This window comes from Allofrancisella heilbronnii, from assembly GCF_000710735.2.
In the GTDB taxonomy this organism is placed as follows: Bacteria; Pseudomonadota; Gammaproteobacteria; order Francisellales; family Francisellaceae; genus Francisella; species Francisella frigidaquae.
Genome location: NZ_CP144673.1, coordinates 1 through 19,023, shown reverse-complemented (window position 1 = coordinate 19,023; position 19,023 = coordinate 1). Strand labels below are relative to the sequence as shown.

Below are 19,023 nucleotides of genomic sequence, written 5' to 3'. Positions count from 1 at the left end.
TTGAAGCAATAAAAAATCAACTGATAATACCAAAGTAGCTAGCGATATATTTAAATAATGCTTTATGAACTTGGTATGTCGGATGAACTTTATCAAAAAAAGCAAATTCTTGAGGATTAGCGCATAAAGTTCCTGTCTCTGCCGCTAAGATAGCAGAGGTTATATCAGAATTAAGAGGAATTTTATCCATAACATTTAAATTTAAATCCATATCATTTAATTGTAACTGTCTACTATCATTTTCCTCTATCTCTGGATTTGAAGCTAATAAATTTTTATAAAATTCTTTTTTGTCTAATAATGAATTTAATGCAAAATAAGATCCCAACCAGCAGCTTTTATGTATTTTGTCAGGAGACAGGTTGGTACTATAAGTTTGGTTAAATTTATCTGTATCATTAATTAGAGTATTAAACATTTCATCTAAAGAAAGAAAATCAACATTATCATCCATATCAGCAAACTGCTTGAGATATTCATTATGCAATTTAGAAACTTCTTTTAATAAAGCTTGATTTCCTATTTCTATTGACTCAGGCGTTAAACTTAAATCAGGCAGACCAATAATTAAAGTTTTTGATGCTTTTACTGATTGTATAGCAACCTTTATTTTATCTGTAACTTGTTTTGCTATATCTGGAATTGTACTAGGGTCTTGTGATACATCAATAGTCAAATAATCATTAGCACCAATAAAAAATATAGCGAAAGTTTTGTCAGTATCATGAGCACCTGTATCCACTGAGTATGAGCTAATCTCAGTACCTAATGTATATGGCAATCCAATATCTGTCCATGATGGTTCAAATACAACTGTAGCGCCACCAACCGCATAATTACTTATTTTGATTTTATCTTTTAACGAATTATTTAAAATATCACTCCATACTGCACCGTTAGAAAACATTCCTTTATTGTAAGGGATTGATTTAGGAATTGTACCATTTGTGTAACCATATAAATTCCCATAGTCACTTAAGCTATCACCAAAAATCAATATTCTTTCAACATCTTTTAATTTGCTGCCTCTTATTTCTATTTGAGTGTTACAGGCAGAAACTGTAAATATTGGAATCCTGCGCTTTAATGTAGTGGTGTAGCTATGCCATTCATATGAATAATCACTATTTTGATGTTCTATATTAATATCTCCAGTTAAGTTTTTGAAATCTGCGTAGTTTGCAGTAAATCCATTAGTTAAAATATATTGTAAAGAACCACTATCATTTGTAGAATCTAATGAATGGAAATCTATATTTATAGTTGATACATAATTGATTATTTCACTGTTTGTATAATCTCCTATATTTATGTACTCAAAAGGTTCTAATTTTTTGTTTATTATCGTTGCTCCAGAACTATCTCGTGGGTGAACATTAAATTCTACAGGTGTTGAACAGTTGTTTTCTAAAATTAGTTCCGAGCGTGCATCTGCTAAACAAATCGAAGGAAGTATAAAGCTAAAACCAATCAAAGCTGAATATAAGCTTCTCTTAACACATAATGTTTTAATCATTTTTTTTCTCATGGTTATTTATCTCAAGGTGTAGTTATGTATGAATTTGATTCCAGGTAGTAATTTATTCAGTATTAATATATTGATTTTTTCTAATATATTTACAAATTCAAAACCTGTCCATTGTGATTCTATAGATTCTTAATTTTAAAATCCTAGCATGGCTTCAGGCCACCGTCAAGTTGGCTTTATCGTTGAGGAAGTAATAGCCTTAAAAAGCTTTCAAAATATAAGATATATATGTGAAAATTAGCCGTGTTTTATATATTTGTTAATATCTAACGGTGAAAATTTAATTTTATTACAAAAATGTACTTAAAACCACCCCAAAAACACAAATAATGAAAACTTGACTAAACACTCTTTACAGATAAGTTTTGGATCTCTAGAATACTTTCAATTTGTCCATTAACTTTATAAAAGTAAATGATAAACAACTTTTTCAAATACCTTTTTTCTTTAATTCTCATTCATCACAATAAGGTTATTTTATGATATTAGCTAATGATATGACTAACGCATTATTGGTTTTCCCAGATGGCACATACTATTTAGGTAGATCAATAGGGGTACGAGGTTGGACAGACGGAGAAATATGTTTCAATACATCAATGACAGGTTACCAAGAAACCTTAACAGATCCTTCTTATGCTGGACAGATCATTACTTTTACTTTTCCTCACATCGGTAATGTAGGAATCAATAACGAGGATAATGAGTCACTAGGGGTATTTGCTAAAGGGTTAATCGTGCGTGAGAATCTCACAAACCCATCAAATTTTAGAGCTAAAAAAAGTATCGATACTTGGCTAAAAAATAGAAATATCGTCGGTATCTGTGGTGTTGATACGCGTGCAATCGTGCGTAAAGTACGCAAAGAAGGTGCTGTAAGAGTAGCGATATTATCAGTTAAGCCAGGTGAATTCCTCGATGCAAACTATGTCAGATCAAGAATCAAAAACAAATCTAACCTTAATGGCAGAGACTTAGCTATAAGTGTCACTACAAATAGAGAATATGACTGGAATGAGCATACTTTCTCACTTGGACAACAAGTATATAAACAACAAGAAAGCTATAAATATAATGTTGTAGTTATCGACTATGGTGTCAAATACAATATCCTAAGAAACCTAGTAGATGCTGAATTTAAAGTAACAGTGGTACCTGCTGATAGTACTTATGAAGACATTATGAAGCATAATCCTGATGGAGTATTTTTATCTAATGGTCCGGGAGATCCATTTGCAACATCTGACTATACTATGCCCGTTATCAAAAAACTTCTAGAAGTCAAAATGCCAATATTTGGTATTTGTTTAGGCAACCAATTATTAGCTCTAGCTGCTGGCTTAAAAACCAAAAAAATGCACAAAGGTCATCGTGGTGTAAACCAACCTGTACTGGATGCTAATACTAAAAAAGTTCTTATCACAAGCCAAAACCATGGCTTTGTGGTTTGTGATGGCAATGTTCCTGATAATATTCAAATTCATATGAGTTCTCTGTTTGATGGTACTGTTGAGGGCTTAAGATTTAAAGATAAACCAGCTTTCGCGGTCCAATACCATCCGGAGAGCTCTCCAGGTCCACATGACTGTAAGTATTTGTTTAATGAATTTGCCGAGATGATAGCAGAAAGTAAGAAAGGGAATTGAAAACATGCCAAAAAGAACAGATATAAAAAGTATTTTAGTACTAGGTGCCGGTCCAATCATTATCGGTCAGGCTTGTGAATTTGACTACTCAGGAACTCAAGCATGTAAAGTTTTAAAAGAAGACGGCTACACAGTCTTTCTAGTAAACTCAAACCCTGCAACAATCATGACAGATCCAACAACAGCAGATAAAATCTTTATCGAACCAATTACAGTTGAGAGTGTTGGTAAAATTATCGCTAGAGAAAAGCCTGATGCAATCCTACCTACAGTTGGTGGACAAACCGCCCTTAATTGTGCTTTAGAGTTAGACAAAGCCGGTGTTTTAGAAAAATACAATGTCGAAATGCTTGGTGCAAAAGCTGACTCTATAGAAAAGGCCGAAAATAGAGAAAGATTTAATAAAGCAATGGCAAAAATTGGTTTAGAAGTACCTAGAAACATGGTAGTACAATCTATGGAACAAGCTTATAAAGCTCTAGAAGATATAGGACTTCCTGCTATTATTAGACCTTCTTTTACCCTAGGTGGTAGTGGTGGTGGTATAGCTTACACAAAAGAAGAGTTTGAAAAAATTGTTAAAAATGGTCTAAACCTATCGCCAACAAATGAAGTTTTAATTGATGAGTCAATCCTAGGTTGGAAAGAGTATGAAATGGAAGTTATCCGTGATAAAGCTGATAACTCAATTATTGTTTGCTCAATTGAGAATATCGATCCAATGGGTATCCACACCGGCGATAGTATCACTGTAGCCCCAGCACTAACTTTAACAGATAAAGAGTATCAAATAATGCGAGATGCTTCGATTGCTGTACTTAGAGAAATAGGTGTAGAGACTGGTGGTTCAAATGTGCAATTTGCTGTGAATCCTAAAGATGGTAAATTAGTTGTTATCGAGATGAACCCACGTGTATCACGATCTTCGGCACTAGCTTCAAAAGCTACAGGTTACCCAATCGCAAAAGTTGCCGCAAAATTAGCTGTTGGCTATACTCTTGATGAAATTGATAATGATATTACAAAAGTTACTCCAGCATCATTTGAGCCAACTATTGATTATATAGTTACAAAGATCCCTCGTTTTACATTTGAAAAATTCCCGACTACTTCAGCTAAATTATCTTCGCAGATGAAATCCGTTGGTGAAGCTATGGCAATTGGCAGATCATTCTCTGAGAGCTTACAAAAAGCTCTTGTATCACTTGAAACTGGTCTAACAGGTCTAGACCAAGTTGAGATACCTGGTTATAATAAAGAAAAATCTTTTTATCAAAATAAAGCTGTTATTTTAGAGTGTCTAAAAGAGCTATCTCCTATGCGCATATTAAGAGTAGCTCAAGCTCTTAGATACGGTATAAGTGAAAAAGACATCCATGATGCTTGTAAAATAGATCCTTGGTTTATTGAACAAATTGCAAATATTGTTGCTGCAGAAGAAAAGCTTAAAAAGACAGGTCTACCAAATAGTAAAGAAGAGTTTTCTATTTATAAAAATCTTGGTTTTTCAGATGCTAAGATTGCCGAACTTGTTGGTAGAACAGAAAGGTACATTAGAAACTTTAGGTTTGGTAAAGAAATCTATCCTACATTTAAGAGAGTAGACACATGTGCTGCTGAATTTGAGTCACAATCATCATATTTGTACTCCACTTATGAACACTATAGCTATGAAGAAATCGTGCGGGATTGTGAGTCAGATATATCTGCTAATAAAAAGGTTATCATCTTAGGTGGTGGCCCTAATCGTATTGGTCAAGGTATAGAATTTGATTACGCTTGTGTTCATGCTGCTAAGTCTCTTAAAGAAGAAGGTATCGAAACTATCATGATTAACTGTAACCCAGAGACAGTTTCTACAGATTATGATACTTCTGATAAGCTATATTTTGAGCCTTTATGTGCCGAGAATGTCCTAAATATTATCAAAAACGAAATGCGTAAAGGTGAAGTTCTTGGAGTAATTGTACAGTTTGGTGGACAAACACCACTAAAACTAGTATCAGCTCTACATGAGAATAATATCCCTATACTTGGTACAGATCCAGATAAGATTGATCTAGCAGAAGATAGAGAGAGATTCAAAGAGCTACTTGATAAAGTTGGTTTAAAACAGCCTCTAAATACAATTGCATATACTATTAATGAATTAAAGAAAAAGATTGTTAATGTCGGTTACCCTGTGGTTGTGAGACCATCTAATGTCTTAGGCGGTAGAGCAATGGAAATTGTCCATTCACAAGAGGAGCTAGATGCTTATATCAAAGCTAATAGTAAATGTATCCTTGAAGGACCTATTTTGATTGATAAGTTCCTAGAAGATGCTACAGAGCTAGATGTAGATGCGCTTGCTGATGGTGGTGAGCGTGTCTTTGTTGCTGGTATCATGGAGCATATCGAAGAGGCTGGTATTCACTCAGGTGACTCAGCTTGCTCTATTCCTACTCGATCTCTATCTAATGAGCAAATTGAAGAAGTCAAACAAGCAACTATTAAACTAGCTAAAGAGCTAAATGTAATCGGTCTAATGAATGTTCAGTTTGCTTATCAAAATGGACGATTATATGTAATTGAAGTAAACCCTCGTGCATCAAGAACAGTACCATTTGTCGCTAAAGCTACTGGTAATAGTATCGCAAATATCGCTACTAAGCTTATGCTTGGTAAAAAACTTTCGGAGTTTATCTTAAACAACCCTATCCCTCGCCATTTCTCTGTCAAAGAAGCTGTTTTCCCATTTGGCAGGTTTGCTGATGTCGATTGCTATCTAGGTCCAGAAATGAAATCTACTGGTGAAGCTATGGGTATGGATAGATCTTTTGGAGTAGCTTTCTACAAAGCTCAAGAGATGTCTTTTAACAAGCTCCCACTAAAAGGAAATATCCTAATATCAGTAAGTAATGCTGATAAGCCTAAAATATTTCAACCAGTTAAAGAGCTGATAGAGCTTGGATTTAACATCTTTGCAACTAAAGGTACCGAAAGCTTTTTAAGAGAGCGTGGTCTACAATGTAAACTCTTTGATAAAGCTTCTGATAATATTGGCAATGATCAAGTACACAGTACTGTCAAAGCTATTGAAGCAGGCGAAGTTGATTTATTGGTTAACACATCAATAAGACAAGAGCTAAAAATAAGCTTAGCGTTAAGAAGAGCTGCTATTATGAGTAGAGTTTCTTATGTCACAACTGTTGGTGCCTTTGAAGCCTTTGTAACTGCTGTCAAAGATATGCGTAAGATTAATAATAATTTTGATGTTAAAACTGTTAAAGAGTGGATTAATAGTTAAAAATATAACTTATCACATTTTCATGCCCCACCGACTAGTCGGTGTGATTTCAAAAGATTGGGCAAACTAAAACCTTGAGGACAAAATGCTTTCATTTCAAAAACTCCTTAGAGGAGACCAGATTAGTAAAGATGATTTATCTAAGCTATTTTACCAAGCTGATATATACAAAGATAAACTAGCTAACTCCGAAATTATTAAAGATCTAGATGGCAAGATTTTAGCATCATTATTTTTTGAGCCAAGCACAAGAACAAGGTTTTCATTTGAATCTGCAATGAATAGATTAGGTGGTAAAGTCATATCACTAGAAAACGTCTCGTCAAGTTCACTACAAAAGGGCGAAACTCTTGATGATACAGGTAGAATGATCGATCAATATGCTGATATTATCGTTATGCGTCACCCTAAGCCTCATAGTGTCGAAGAGTTTTCAAAACATGTCCGTTCGCCGGTAATAAATGCTGGCGACGGTGCAAATGAGCATCCCACACAGTCTCTAGTTGACTTATATACAATTTACTCTGAAAAAGGTTCTATTGAGAATCTTAAAATAGGTTTTATAGGAGATCTTAAGTATGGTCGTACGGTTCATTCACTCACTAATATACTCACTAAATATAATGCTTCTTTTAAATTTATATCTTCTCAAGAATTACAGATTCCTGATAAACTTAGAAGTTTTGTTGAGCAAAATGGTAACTCTTTTGTGGAGCTAGAGGAAGTAAGCAGTACAGCTCTAGAAGATTTAGACGTACTGTATGTAACTCGCGTTCAAAGAGAAAGATTTCCAGATGAAGAAAGCTACCTAAACAATAAAGATTTATGCTATTTAGATAAAAAACATATTTCAGCTAGCAGTAACTTTATAATTCTTCATCCTCTGCCTAGGGTTGATGAGATGGATAGATCCATTGATGAACTTGACTGTGCTAAATATTTTGAGCAAATTAAATATAGCGTGCCTATAAGAATGTCTTTACTGTATTCATTAGCAAAAAATGAATCTAATTAACCAACTTAGAAAAGTTTTGTACTTTTTATAGAAAAATAATTCTTTGTCTTTGACTTTAAAACATATTTTTTATTAAATTGTAATTTGGCTTGGAAATTCTATTTATGGCTCCATATGTCCTATATACAAAAGATATTTACTATATAAAATTGACTTTTTAGTAAATAATCTATAAATTTGTATCCACACTAATGGGGGCGAATATGGTTTCGACATGAATGTCAAACTCTAAGGTGCATGCCGAGGAAGTACCGTAACCTCGTAAATAACAGTACAAATGCCAATAATAACTGGCAACAAAAAAGCAAACCGCGTAGCGGCTAACGACAGTAACTTTGTTGCTGTTGCAAAAGCTGCCTAGTCTAGCTTAATAACCTAGAAACGCACGGATATGCTAGCTTATCTTATGGAGCTATCTTTACATCCGTTCATATTGACGCATAAGACGGTCTTTGCTTTTTGTCTGGGAGTCAGGGCTGTATTTAACAGACTCGCTAACTATTACCCTGGCTAATTGGGGAGTAGCTAAGCTAAACTCAAATAGATTAGCCTAAGCATGTAGATCCAAAGATGGAGAGTTTATGGACGCGGGTTCAAATCCCGCCGCCTCCACCAACCCTATGTATCAAAAGTCTATTAATATAATAACTCTATCTTAAAAATTATATTAATAGATATCAACAAACTTATAAAAAATACAGGTTTAAAGTATTAGAAACCACGTCTATTGTAATTAAATACACAGTCTCTAGTAAAGTTTCCATGATCTTTTTATAGCAATTAAAGCTTCATTTTTGCGTTTTTCAGAACCTTCTTGGGTGTTAGCTTTATAAGAACTTTTAGATCGAGGACGATTAATAAAATCATTTTGATCATAATTGTTTTTGTAAGAATTAAATTCTTTACTCACCTTACGCAAGTTGGTCATGAATTTCTAATTTCATATAGTTGCTTAAGAGCAATAGCATTAGATCTAACCAAGAGCTTATATTTCAGAGCGAAGTGGTTTAGTGAAGTTTTTATCTTGAGCATTTCTAGTTTACAAAAAGCCACTAATGAGCTGTAATAGCTTTGACTTAATCTGACATTGTGTATAAAATAAGATGTCAAATTAAGGAAGAATAAAATGAATGCATCTCAAAAGATAATCAAACCCAAATTAGGTCTGTTAGAATTAGCAAAACAATTAGGTAATGTCAAGCAAGCTTGTAAAGTGATGGGTTACTCAAGAGACAGCTACTATCGCTTTAAAGAGTTATACGATAATGGTGGAGAATTAGCTTTACAAGAAATATCCCGTAAGAAGCCATTAGAGAAAAATAGAGTTGAGGCACATATTGAGCAAGCAGTAGTTAATATGGCTTATGAATATCCGGCGTATGGACAACATAGAGTATCAAATGAATTAGCAAAGCAAGGAATATTAGTCTCAGGAAGTGGAGTTAGATCTATTTGGCTTAGACATGACTTAGAGAATTTTAAGAAGCGATTAACAGCACTAGAGACCAAAGTAGCTCAAGATGGCTTTATACTTACAGAAGCTCAATTACAAGCTTTAGAAAAAGAAAAAGCTAAAAAGGTTGCTACTGGTGAGATTGAAACGCATCATCCAGGTTACTTAGGATCTCAAGATAGCTATTATGTAGGGTATATAAAAGGTATAGGTAAGATATATCAACAGACATTTGTAGATACGTATACTAGAGTAGGATTTGCTAAGTTATATACAGAAAAAAATGCAATAGTAGCTGCTGATATGCTTAATGATAAGGTATTACCATTCTTTGAGGAACATGGAATAGATCTATTAAGAGTATTAACAGATAGAGGCACGGAATATTGTGGAAAGCTGGAGAATCATTCCTACCAGATGTACTTAAGCATAGAAGACATTGACCATACTAAAACAAAAGCTAACTCCCCTCAAACTAATGGTATCTGTGAAAGATTTCATAAAACTATGAAAAATGAATGTTATGAGACAATGTTTAGAAAAAAGGTTTATTCAACGATTGAGGAGATTCAGCAAGATGTTGATATATGGCTGGATTATTACAATAACGATAGACCACATTCTGGTAAGCACTGTTATGGAAAACGCCTATGAAAACTTTTATTGACTCAAAACCTTTGGCAAAAGAGAAAAATTTAGGTAATATGTTTGATAAATCTGACACTAGTTTAGAAATAAATTCAGTCTCAAATTAATTGGTGACTGTCAGATCAAGTTTGAGCTACTACAAATGAGCAAAAAATATGATTTCTTTGAGTTTTCTCAACTTTAGTTGGTGATGCTGATAAAGAAGTATTTTGCTTAATTGATTTATGATAAACCTCTATTTGCCATCTTTTTTGATAGTCATGATATAACTGATTAGAATCTATTTCTAAATCATTTGTTACAAGATATAAAATTCCTTTTGCACCGTTCTCGTTTATGAAAATCTTTTTTGTTAAAAGGACAGGGAAATTCATATCTTTAAGCCATATCTTTAAAGATTCTCCATCAGCAATATCAAGTTCAGAGAGTTTAATAAAATCCTTACTCTTTCTAGCATAATCACTCAAGGCAACAACTCTATTTGACTTCATACCAAGTATGAATTTCTTCGATAATGTGTGATGTATGAAATTCATATTATCTTTAGAGCAAAACCAGCTATCTGCCAAAATATATTTAAACTTAACATGATTAATAACTGCTCGATTTATCATGTTTTGAAACATTTGGTTTTTAGTAACTTTAGATCTTCTTTTATACCGCTTATCTTTTTCATCATAATATCGCTCATCCTTTTTCACTATTTCATAGTCTATTGGAATAGATAAATTTGATGTACTAAGCATACATGAGACTATATTAATACCCTTTACATGAACACCTTTAGCATGAGAGTGATGCCAACAGACTATATCATTTTCATCTGTACTTGGCTTTTCACTAATTGTATCATCCAAACAAAGAACATCGTATTCGCTGTTATGTTTTCTAACTAAAGGCTTTATATACTTCCAAAATTCTAAGCTTGTTAAATCTGACTTGTTTAAAAACCTTGTTATTTTGTCATGTGATACTTCTTGATCTAATATATCTGATAATTTTGTAGCCGTAGCATACTTAGTTTGGCTTATAAGATAATCTGTGTATATGTCTAGTAAATCCTTCTCCATTTCTTAAAAAACAGAATTTTTTCCTATGTCCAGTATTCTAAATATCTTTTTAAAACTTGCAATCTTTTGCGTAAGGTGAGTTTATAACACTTATGGATGGCTCTACTATTACCATAATCCTTGTGAAGATATTTTCATTGAGCTCCTGTTTTTAGGATAAAAAATACCGCTTCTATGAATTTTCTTAGTTTAACTGTATCTTTCGTATGTAAGCCTTTTTGTGATGTAAGAAAAGTTAAAATAGTTGACCAATTTGATTCTGATATATAATATTCCATGTCCATTAAGTATATTTTTTGTTTCGCAAAAATATTTAAATATACTTACTTGCATATTGCAAAAAATTTTGTTCATGGAACCTAATAGCTCTATGAAGTTATACCTTAAACTTATAAACTTATCATAAGGAAAAATATGTCAGCAGTCCATTGCATCTGGGTGGGTCAAAAAGAGATCCCTTTAAATTATCTTGAAAATATTAAAAAATTGAGGCAAGAAAATCCTTTGAATAATCATTATGTATGGCTTAATAGAGGAGCGACGAAAGAAGAGTTAAAATATGCATCAATCGAGGGGGTATTTTTTAAACATATCAAGGAGTTACATTCAGTAGTTAAAAACCTAGAGCAACCTCATACTGCTAATCAATCTAAAAATCTAGAGCAACCCCATCCAGCTAATCAATTGTATAAACTTGCTTTGCTTGAGGCTGACACAACTTTTGGTAAAGCTTTTGCTAACAATATGTTGAAAGAACTCATCCTATATTTAGGGATATATAGCGAGGATGATGGGTGGAATATTGTAAGAGATATAGGAACAACATTTTATCAAAACCGCATACCAACGGTACAACAAATATTTTTTAAACAATATAGACAATATGATTATTATGTGCAGAGTGCAAAGACGCCTGTGATAGTAGGAAAAAAAGGTGGTTGTGGACTAATTTACGAAGGAGATAAAATCATACCTATTCTAGAAAGTTACGCAAAAGCTAATTGGTCAAACTTATTTACAATAAAATCTCATATCTCTCTGGATTATCAATTTGATATGAAGGGGGACTATAAGTTACTAGATGAAATGTTTCTAAAATTTAAAAAAGACCTCCCTGTAGAGGGGCTTCTATCTCTTGCCTACCTAAATATACAAATTCGTGAAATATGGGCGAAACGTTTTTCTGATAACCCTTACTCTTCCACTCGTTGTGTAACCACTAGTACACGACATAAACAATTGTCTATACAACTTAAAAAAATGGCTGATGAGCTAGATTCTTTAACCTTGAAACAGATAGCGTACGAAACCTTAGGGAATAAGGAGATGATACTAGCTTATAAGGCTAAGCAAAAAGAAATACGGGAGTTATATTCTAAAGTGTCATTAGTTACACAGTATAGAGAGCTACACTCATCAAGGCTGATGAGTATAGCATGTGATGAGATTTATAGTGGCTGCGTAAATGGAATGATATTAAGAAAATACAACAGAGACTCCCCACCAAAATGTTCTTTAAATTACGATGAAGGTAATGTCGAAAATAACCGAGGAACATCTTGGATTCCCGGTGCTAACAATTTTAAAAAATTATTACAAGGGTGGAAAATGACTGATGTTAACAGACTTAGGTCTAAAAGTGTTTATGTAGAACATAATACCAATCATGAAGACCTCCAACTTAAAGTCGGTGATAAATATGTTCGATTAAAAGTATTACCGCGCATCTTGAAGACTAAAGATTACTAATTTACTGTGTTATTACTTGTGATTCATAGATTAAAGTCAAAAAGGTCACTTTAAGGGATAATTTTATCTATTATACTTAGTTAAAATTATGTTGACTTATTAAATAAATTATTATAATATTTACAAATTAAATTAAAAGTTAATGAGTATGGAAAAATTTTTATCATCATAGGGTTAATGTTTTTTATAAATATGCCTGCATTTAGTGAACCTCAACTAGTAGTACATCCGGTACATATATATCTTGCAAATGAGGTTTCTGAAACACACAGTCTGGGTAGTACAGAAAGAGATGATAAATTTTATGATGTATATTTTAGATTGTTTAATGATATAGCTGTAGTTTTAGAAGGAGATAGTGATATAACAATAAGAGATACCAACTCTTATAATGGTAAAGTAGTTGACCATAGATATAATGCTATGAGTGATGTTAATTGTGTTGCTGTATGTAATGGTGGATATGATTATGTAGACATATCTCTAGATAACGGAAAATTATTCTGGTTAGATAAAGTATGGAAAGTATTTGGTTATAGATACCACTATTGTAATATAGGTTTAGATGTCGACGCAGTAGTCTATTACGTTGAGAAAGATGGTAATAAACTTAAACTAAGAGTTATAGAAAGTGATGGAAGTAAATGTACATTTACTCTGTCTAGTGGAACTAAAGCTGGCGTGTTAGCAGATAATAGCAAACCACCTGAAAGCTATTTTTACAGTGCTCTATCTGATCCTGATGTTCAGCAAAAATTAATTACAGGTCAACTTGAGTTTGTTAATGGTGAATTGAGAGAAAATGGGAAAAATAACTACAAATTAGAATTAGAGTCTAATTCTAATTTGGATGACCATTTGAATCAAGTCTACACTAAAATCACCGGTAAAAAGGTAAATAAAAGATAGGTTCCATGAACAAAAAGATCTATAAAGAAAGATATTTAATAGCAAATATCATTTTCTAAAATTAAAGGTTAATCACATAATTAGCAGGACTATTAACGCTAAAATAATAACGTTTAGAAAAATTTATAGATTAGATATTTTGACAATTATTTTCTTCTGCAGCTTTAACTGCCTTAGCAAAGGTATAGTCATTTTCTTTATCAAAAACTATTTACCAAGTCATAACTCAAGTAAAATATAAGAAAATTATTTTTTAAGATAATTGTTTTTTAGAGATAACGCTACTTAAAAAATTAAGTAGCCTTGCAAAGAAGAGAGCTTATTTAGTAGAAGTAGAAATAGGATAAAACTGTTCCATTTGTTTTGCAAATTCTATCGGATCTATTGTAGTTGGTGTCTGACCTAATGACCAAACCATAAATCCATTAAAGTTAGAGTAGCTATTAATTGCTGGACCATAAGCATCACCTTTATCAAATACAGCTTTATATTCTTCTGGTGATACATAACTACTTTCACTAGGTGCAAAATCATCACCTAAAACTATTTGAGTTACATTATTTTTCGCTACTTTTAATGCATTAGCTGCAATCTTAACAGATTGTGTAGGTGGTTGATTAGGCCATCCTGGAGCATTTAAATTGTTATAATTTTGGATTAAAATAGCATCAAAACAAACCTTACCACCACATGCTTCTGGATTTAACATAGCAGCAAATGGTTTTGCTTGACTGTCTGTCCAGTATATAGCAGGTTCTACTCCTTTATCCTCATATGTTTGAGGGGCTGATGTTATAAAAAAGCCTCTAGGAAAATCATCAGCTCTAGCTTCAGCATTTTCCCTCATTTTAGCTATTAAATCTTGCATACTCTCAGTCCAAGCTTCACTACCATCAATAGAGCTACCTTCTAAGTCAAAATCTAATCCATCTAAGTGATTTTCTGCTAAGAAATTAACAATATTTTTTGCTAAAGTATCTACATTATTTAAGTCTGGGGCCCATACACTAGTATTAGCTCCACCAACTGATGCTATTACTAAAGCTCCTTTTTTATGTAATCTATCTACACCATCAACAAAGTTTTCAAGTATCACAGCATCTGCAAAGTTGTTAACTGTAGTTCCCTTAACCAATAAGAAACCTGGTAGGATAACATTATAGTAATCACCGAAAGATTCCATATAAGAAGCTAAATTACTACTTTGTCCGTTTGTCCATGTACCCCAATATCCTGCCATAACTCTTTCAGGCCAATTACCTACTTTTTCATATGCTATAACATCAGTATCGACTACTTTACCATCAACTATAGTTAAAGGAGAGGCTTTGTAAGTTTCTCCTCTCTCTTTATAGCTATCTGGAGTAACTGTAAACTCACCTTGAGAAGGTATACTGATAGTATTTGAACCATTTACTAATTGTACAGTTTGGTCATAACCACTAGAGTTTGTAACTTTAGCTGTAGTAGAGTCTGGAGAAGTTCCTGTTGCGTAGGTAACATTTAAACTAACTGTAGTAACTTCAACAGCTTTGGTTTTAAAATTTATTTTTAAGCTTACTTCTTTAGTACTTTCATCTATAATTATTGGATTAGGTGTAACCTTATTAGCAATATAAACTTCTAAAGCATCTGAGCTCAAAATATTAGGTACTGAAACATCAAAACTACCCTGACCTAAAACTATAGGTGTTTGTCTGGTAGAGTCTATAGTATATGATTCACCGCCTATTACAACATTAAAAGTTTTTACTGTTTGAGGTAAACCTGTAGTATTAACAGAAACCTTTGTCTCAACAGCTTGTCCACAATACTTCCAAACATCACTAGTTCCTGGAGCTGCATTTTGAGTCCACCATTTTGCTTCGTATATCCCGCCATTATATTTTGCAAAATCTTTTGCTACATATATAGAACTATCTGAGTAAGCAGGGACTTTTGAAGCATCATATGGATCACAATCGCCTTCTGGAGCAGGAGGAGTTGGTCCTGGAGGAGTTGGCTGAACTTTTTCTTTATATTCTAAACTAATGTTTCCACTGTTACTTGAAACTGTAACGTTTGATGGAGATATAGAACCTTCTGCATTTTCTAACTTAACCATATATTCAGAGCCGCCTTTAGCATAATCTAAATCAACAACTCCATTATTAACTGTATGAACATTATTATCAGGGTCAATAAACTCTACTTTTGCATTTGCTGGTAACTCATCACCTGTAATGTTTACGTTAGCTACAATATGCTGGTCCATAGGCTTCGGAGCTGGTCCTGGGCCTTGTTCATCCCAAGCATCTGCACCATATATACCTATAGGCTCATAAGCAGCAATAGTACACCAAGAACCTTCTGGAAAGGCTTTACACTTATAAGTATTACCTCCTTCTGTAACCAAAGTTCCTGGAGTATAACTACTTACCTTCGAAGCAGACCACGGTTGTATATCTGCTGCTGATAAAGCTGATATACTACCAAAAGCTGCTAACGTTGCTAAAAAAGTTTTTTTATACCTCATATCAAAATCTCCGCTAGTTTTATTTGATAATATTTTGCATGCAATAACTATGATTACATTTTAAAGGCTTTCTCCTTTATAAAAATAAGTATACAAGTCTAAATCATAAGTTTATATAAAAAATTTTAACAAGACATAAGTATTTTTAACAATGGTAAAGAAACTAAAAAACTAAATTTCTAATATATAGTAATGAAAATACCTATAAATTTATAACTTTTTTATAACTTTTTAGTATTTAAAAATTTTGAGCTTACATTAAAAGGAATTGTTGCAAACTAAAATTATAGTAAGAGAAGTAAATTATTTTTCTAGATTTTCATAGGCATAATAATAAATAGACTATTATCTTTTTCATCTTTTATTAAAGCACTCATATTAGGATTATCAAGGTATATAGACATAGTCTCCTCACTAAGAACATTTATAATATCTAATAAATATCTATAATTAAAACATATTTCTATAGGCTGATCATTATATTGTACTTCTACAGTATCTTCTGCTTTTTCATTGTCAGGATTATTTGCGGATAAAAGCATCTGACCAGCTGAGACATCTAAACGTATACCTTTATATTTATCGTTAGCTAAGATAGACGTTCTTAACAAAGAGTTTTTAAATATCTGTTTATCTACAGCTAAAAGCTTTGTGTTGTTTTTAGGAATAACCTTTTGATAGTCAGGGTAACGGCCATCTATAAGCTTAGAAATAAAACTAAAACTACCAAACTGTGCTTTTAAATAATTTTTGCCAAGACAAATTTTTATAGGTTGCTCAGTTTTGCCTACTATCTTTTTAAGTTCCAGGATAGCTTTTCTAGGAATAATTGATTGGCTAGTACTGTCTAGTACTTTACTATCAATTATAGCTTCTGTAATTGACATTCTATGACCATCTGTAGATACAGCTCTTAAAAGATTTGAATTTATTTCCCAAAACATACCATTTAAAAAATATCTAGTATCATCACTAGCCATAGAAAAATCTACTTTCGAAATAATATGGTGAAAATCTTGTTGCGTTAAATCAAAACTTGCTTGCTCATTTATATTGCTGTCAATAAGAGGATAATTATCCGCATTTAATGAAATAAGATTAAAAGTACTATTGTTAGAAACAATAGTTACTTTATTATCATTTATATTAAAATCAATTATTGAATTATCTGTTAAACTTCTAACTATGTTAAAGATTTTATCAGCATTTAAAGCTAGTTTTATAGGAGTGTCACAAGTAACTGGAATATCACAAGATATCTCAGTATCAAGGTCAGAAGCAGTAATTTTTAAGTTATTATTATTTATATCAAATAAAATACAAGACAACAAAGGCATAGTACTTTTGCTATTTGCTACAGATAGCATAGATTGCAAAGGTTTTAATAAGCCATCTCTATTTATTGCAAAATTCATTTTTAAAAAACCCCTTTATCAATTAATATAAGTCTATTTAACGAGAAATTTTATCTAAAAGCAACTCATAATCATCAGAAATCGATGTGTTACTTTGCCTTAACTTAGTTATTGCTTTAACAGCATGCATCACTGTAGTGTGGTCTCTACCACCAAAAGCATTACCAATCTCTGGTAAACTATGTGATGTTAACTCTCTTGCCAAACTCATAGCTATTTGTCTGGGTCTAGCTATGTTTCTACTTCTTTGATTAGAAGTTAAATCCTTTACTCTAATTCTATAAAAATCCGCAACAACTTTTTGAATATTATCTATTTTAACTTTCTTCTCTTGAATTTTAATTATATCTCTTAGGCAAGATTGAGCAACTTCTACAGTAGGCTCTTTATAATTAAACCTAGAAGTTGTAAGTACTCTATTTAAAGCTCCTTCTAATTCTCTAACATTAGTTCTAACATTTTCAGCTATAAATACAGCTGTTTCGTTAGGTAATTTTTGACCCAAGTCATGAGCTTTTTTAAGCAAAATAGCTATTCTAGTTTCTAAATCTGGCATGTCTACAGATACTGTTAACCCATACCCAAAACGTGAAACCAATCTTTCTTCCAAGCCTTCTATTTCATTTGGGTATTTATCACTTGTTAAAATTATTTGTTTTCCATTTTCATACAAAGAATTAAAAGTATGAAAAAATTCTTGCGCTGTACCTTCTTTACCTGCTATAAACTGAATATCATCTATTAAAAGAATGTCAGCTGATCTATATACTCTTTGAAACTCGTCTTGATCTTGTAACCGTATGGAGTTTACATAATCTTTTATGAATTGTTCTGAATTTGTGTAAATAATTTTTGCTTGAGGATTCACATCCCTAGCATGGTTACCTATAGCTTGCATAAGGTGAGTTTTACCAAGCCCACTTCCTCCATATATAAACAAAGGATTATGTAACTTACCTGGATTAATAGATACTTGCATTGCAGCTGCTCTAGCTATCTTGTTAGCATCCCCCACTACAAAACTATCAAAAACGTATTTTTCTTTTAATGGTAATCCAAAAGAATACTCTTCACCTGCTTTAGCTGTTATTAACATAGCTTCATCAAAACCAAATAATTCTTGAGATGGTTTTATTTGTTTAAGCTTTTTTGTTTTTGTAGGCTCAGCTATTACAGTTGTATGTTCTTCAATATCATCTTTTATTTCCACATTTGAAGAGCTAAAAAAATTTGCTTGGGGTCCAGCTGAAACAGTGTTTTCTAAACTAGTATCACCAGAAAACTTTTTGTTAGAGTATTCAACTACCAAATCATTTCCGTGATGTTCTTGAATTGTAGATATTATGATATTTCCATATTTTGCTTTTATATGTTTTTTAAAATACTCATTATTACAATAAATTGTAAATAAATTTGCATTTTGGACTACAGTAATAGGCTTTATCCACGTTTTATATTCAAACGTGGTTAGGTCTTTTTTAAGCTTTTTTAAGCATTTATTCCATGTAGCCATAAGTGTAAAAATTAACAAAAACCATAAAAAAAGATTTTGGTTAGTATTTCCCGAAATGTTTTTAATAAATTGCTCTAGATTGTATTAGAACTAAAAAAAATAAGCAAACTAGTTTATTTGTATCTGTGGATAATTTTGTGAATTAAATTGTTTATTGTTTGTTACATTTATTGTTTTTAAACTTATTCACAAATATGTTGATAAATTTGTTAATAATTCAGTTTGTCTTTTATCCACATTTTTACTCAGATTCTTTTTAGTATCTTTTGACAT

Annotated in this window: 10 protein-coding genes, 1 other RNA gene and 3 pseudogenes; 7 read left to right on the top strand and 7 right to left on the bottom strand. The window is 32.2% G+C overall.

The genetic code is table 11. From position 1 onward, the window contains the following. Nucleotides 1-16: 16 nt before the first annotated feature. Nucleotides 17-1,516 (bottom strand): SGNH/GDSL hydrolase family protein, encoded by a 1,500-nt coding sequence (locus FRA_RS00070; RefSeq protein WP_081835940.1) that lies wholly within the window; start codon nt 1,514-1,516, stop codon nt 17-19. Nucleotides 1,517-2,007: 491 nt separating this feature from the next. Between FRA_RS00070 and carA the strand changes: the two genes are divergently transcribed. From carA to ssrA, 4 genes are all read left to right on the top strand, one after another. Beyond that, nucleotides 2,008-3,174, top strand: coding sequence for a glutamine-hydrolyzing carbamoyl-phosphate synthase small subunit (gene carA / locus FRA_RS00065; RefSeq protein ID WP_035720591.1), 1,167 nt, complete (start codon nt 2,008-2,010; stop codon nt 3,172-3,174). A 4-nt stretch (nt 3,175-3,178) separates the two neighbouring features. Next, nucleotides 3,179-6,463 (top strand): carbamoyl-phosphate synthase large subunit, encoded by a 3,285-nt coding sequence (gene carB, locus FRA_RS00060; RefSeq protein ID WP_035720590.1) that lies wholly within the window; start codon nt 3,179-3,181, stop codon nt 6,461-6,463. 85 nt (nt 6,464-6,548) lie between these two features. Next, nucleotides 6,549-7,478, top strand: coding sequence for an aspartate carbamoyltransferase (gene pyrB / locus FRA_RS00055; protein ID WP_035720589.1), 930 nt, complete (start codon nt 6,549-6,551; stop codon nt 7,476-7,478). 193 nt (nt 7,479-7,671) lie between these two features. Beyond that, nucleotides 7,672-8,093, top strand: a transfer-messenger RNA (tmRNA) gene (ssrA, locus tag FRA_RS00050). Between the two features lie 133 nt (nt 8,094-8,226). Here the strand turns inward: ssrA and FRA_RS00045 are convergent. Both FRA_RS00045 and FRA_RS00040 read right to left on the bottom strand, forming a co-directional pair. Next, nucleotides 8,227-8,388 carry a hypothetical protein gene (locus tag FRA_RS00045; protein ID WP_464110828.1) on the bottom strand — a complete coding sequence of 54 codons (162 nt, stop codon included), beginning with the start codon at nt 8,386-8,388 and terminating at the stop codon, nt 8,227-8,229. 14 nt (nt 8,389-8,402) lie between these two features. After that, nucleotides 8,403-8,543, bottom strand: a pseudogene (locus FRA_RS00040) (IS701 family transposase); the annotation flags it as partial. A 61-nt stretch (nt 8,544-8,604) separates the two neighbouring features. Here FRA_RS00040 and FRA_RS00035 point away from each other — a divergent pair. Continuing rightward, nucleotides 8,605-9,686, top strand: a pseudogene (locus FRA_RS00035) (IS481-like element ISFw3 family transposase). Nucleotides 9,687-9,716: 30 nt separating this feature from the next. Here the strand turns inward: FRA_RS00035 and FRA_RS00030 are convergent. Continuing rightward, nucleotides 9,717-10,649: pseudogene (locus tag FRA_RS00030) on the bottom strand (IS701 family transposase); the annotation flags it as partial. Between the two features lie 414 nt (nt 10,650-11,063). Between FRA_RS00030 and FRA_RS00025 the strand changes: the two are divergent. Then, entirely contained in the window at nt 11,064-12,398 is a 1,335-nt protein-coding gene (locus tag FRA_RS00025) for a hypothetical protein (RefSeq protein ID WP_035720564.1), read from the top strand. Nucleotides 12,399-12,590: 192 nt separating this feature from the next. Beyond that, on the top strand, nt 12,591-13,307 hold the full coding sequence (locus FRA_RS00020) for a hypothetical protein (RefSeq protein WP_155960888.1): 717 nt from the start codon (nt 12,591-12,593) through the stop codon (nt 13,305-13,307). Between the two features lie 319 nt (nt 13,308-13,626). Here FRA_RS00020 and FRA_RS00015 read toward each other — a convergent pair whose 3' ends face one another. From FRA_RS00015 to dnaA, 3 genes are all read right to left on the bottom strand, one after another. Then, nucleotides 13,627-15,822: a glycosyl hydrolase family 18 protein gene (locus FRA_RS00015; protein WP_035720560.1), complete on the bottom strand. Its 2,196-nt coding sequence runs from the start codon at nt 15,820-15,822 to the stop codon at nt 13,627-13,629. Between the two features lie 311 nt (nt 15,823-16,133). After that, the gene (gene dnaN / locus FRA_RS00010; RefSeq protein ID WP_035720558.1) at nt 16,134-17,237 is read right to left on the bottom strand and encodes a DNA polymerase III subunit beta; all 1,104 of its coding nucleotides are present in this window, start codon (nt 17,235-17,237) and stop codon (nt 16,134-16,136) included. Nucleotides 17,238-17,274: 37 nt separating this feature from the next. Next, nucleotides 17,275-18,750: a chromosomal replication initiator protein DnaA gene (gene dnaA, locus FRA_RS00005; protein WP_035720556.1), complete on the bottom strand. Its 1,476-nt coding sequence runs from the start codon at nt 18,748-18,750 to the stop codon at nt 17,275-17,277. Nucleotides 18,751-19,023: the final 273 nt, after the last annotated feature.

Coding starts and splice junctions, on each gene's coding strand:
- dnaA (WP_035720556.1), bottom strand. CDS start 18,750: ATGGCTACATGGAATAAATGCTTAAAAAAGCTTAAAAAAGACCTAACC.
- carB (WP_035720590.1), top strand. CDS start 3,179: ATGCCAAAAAGAACAGATATAAAAAGTATTTTAGTACTAGGTGCCGGT.
- FRA_RS00025 (WP_035720564.1), top strand. CDS start 11,064: ATGTCAGCAGTCCATTGCATCTGGGTGGGTCAAAAAGAGATCCCTTTA.
- dnaN (WP_035720558.1), bottom strand. CDS start 17,237: ATGAATTTTGCAATAAATAGAGATGGCTTATTAAAACCTTTGCAATCT.
- FRA_RS00070 (WP_081835940.1), bottom strand. CDS start 1,516: ATGATTAAAACATTATGTGTTAAGAGAAGCTTATATTCAGCTTTGATT.
- pyrB (WP_035720589.1), top strand. CDS start 6,549: ATGCTTTCATTTCAAAAACTCCTTAGAGGAGACCAGATTAGTAAAGAT.
- FRA_RS00020 (WP_155960888.1), top strand. CDS start 12,591: ATGCCTGCATTTAGTGAACCTCAACTAGTAGTACATCCGGTACATATA.
- FRA_RS00015 (WP_035720560.1), bottom strand. CDS start 15,822: ATGAGGTATAAAAAAACTTTTTTAGCAACGTTAGCAGCTTTTGGTAGT.
- carA (WP_035720591.1), top strand. CDS start 2,008: ATGATATTAGCTAATGATATGACTAACGCATTATTGGTTTTCCCAGAT.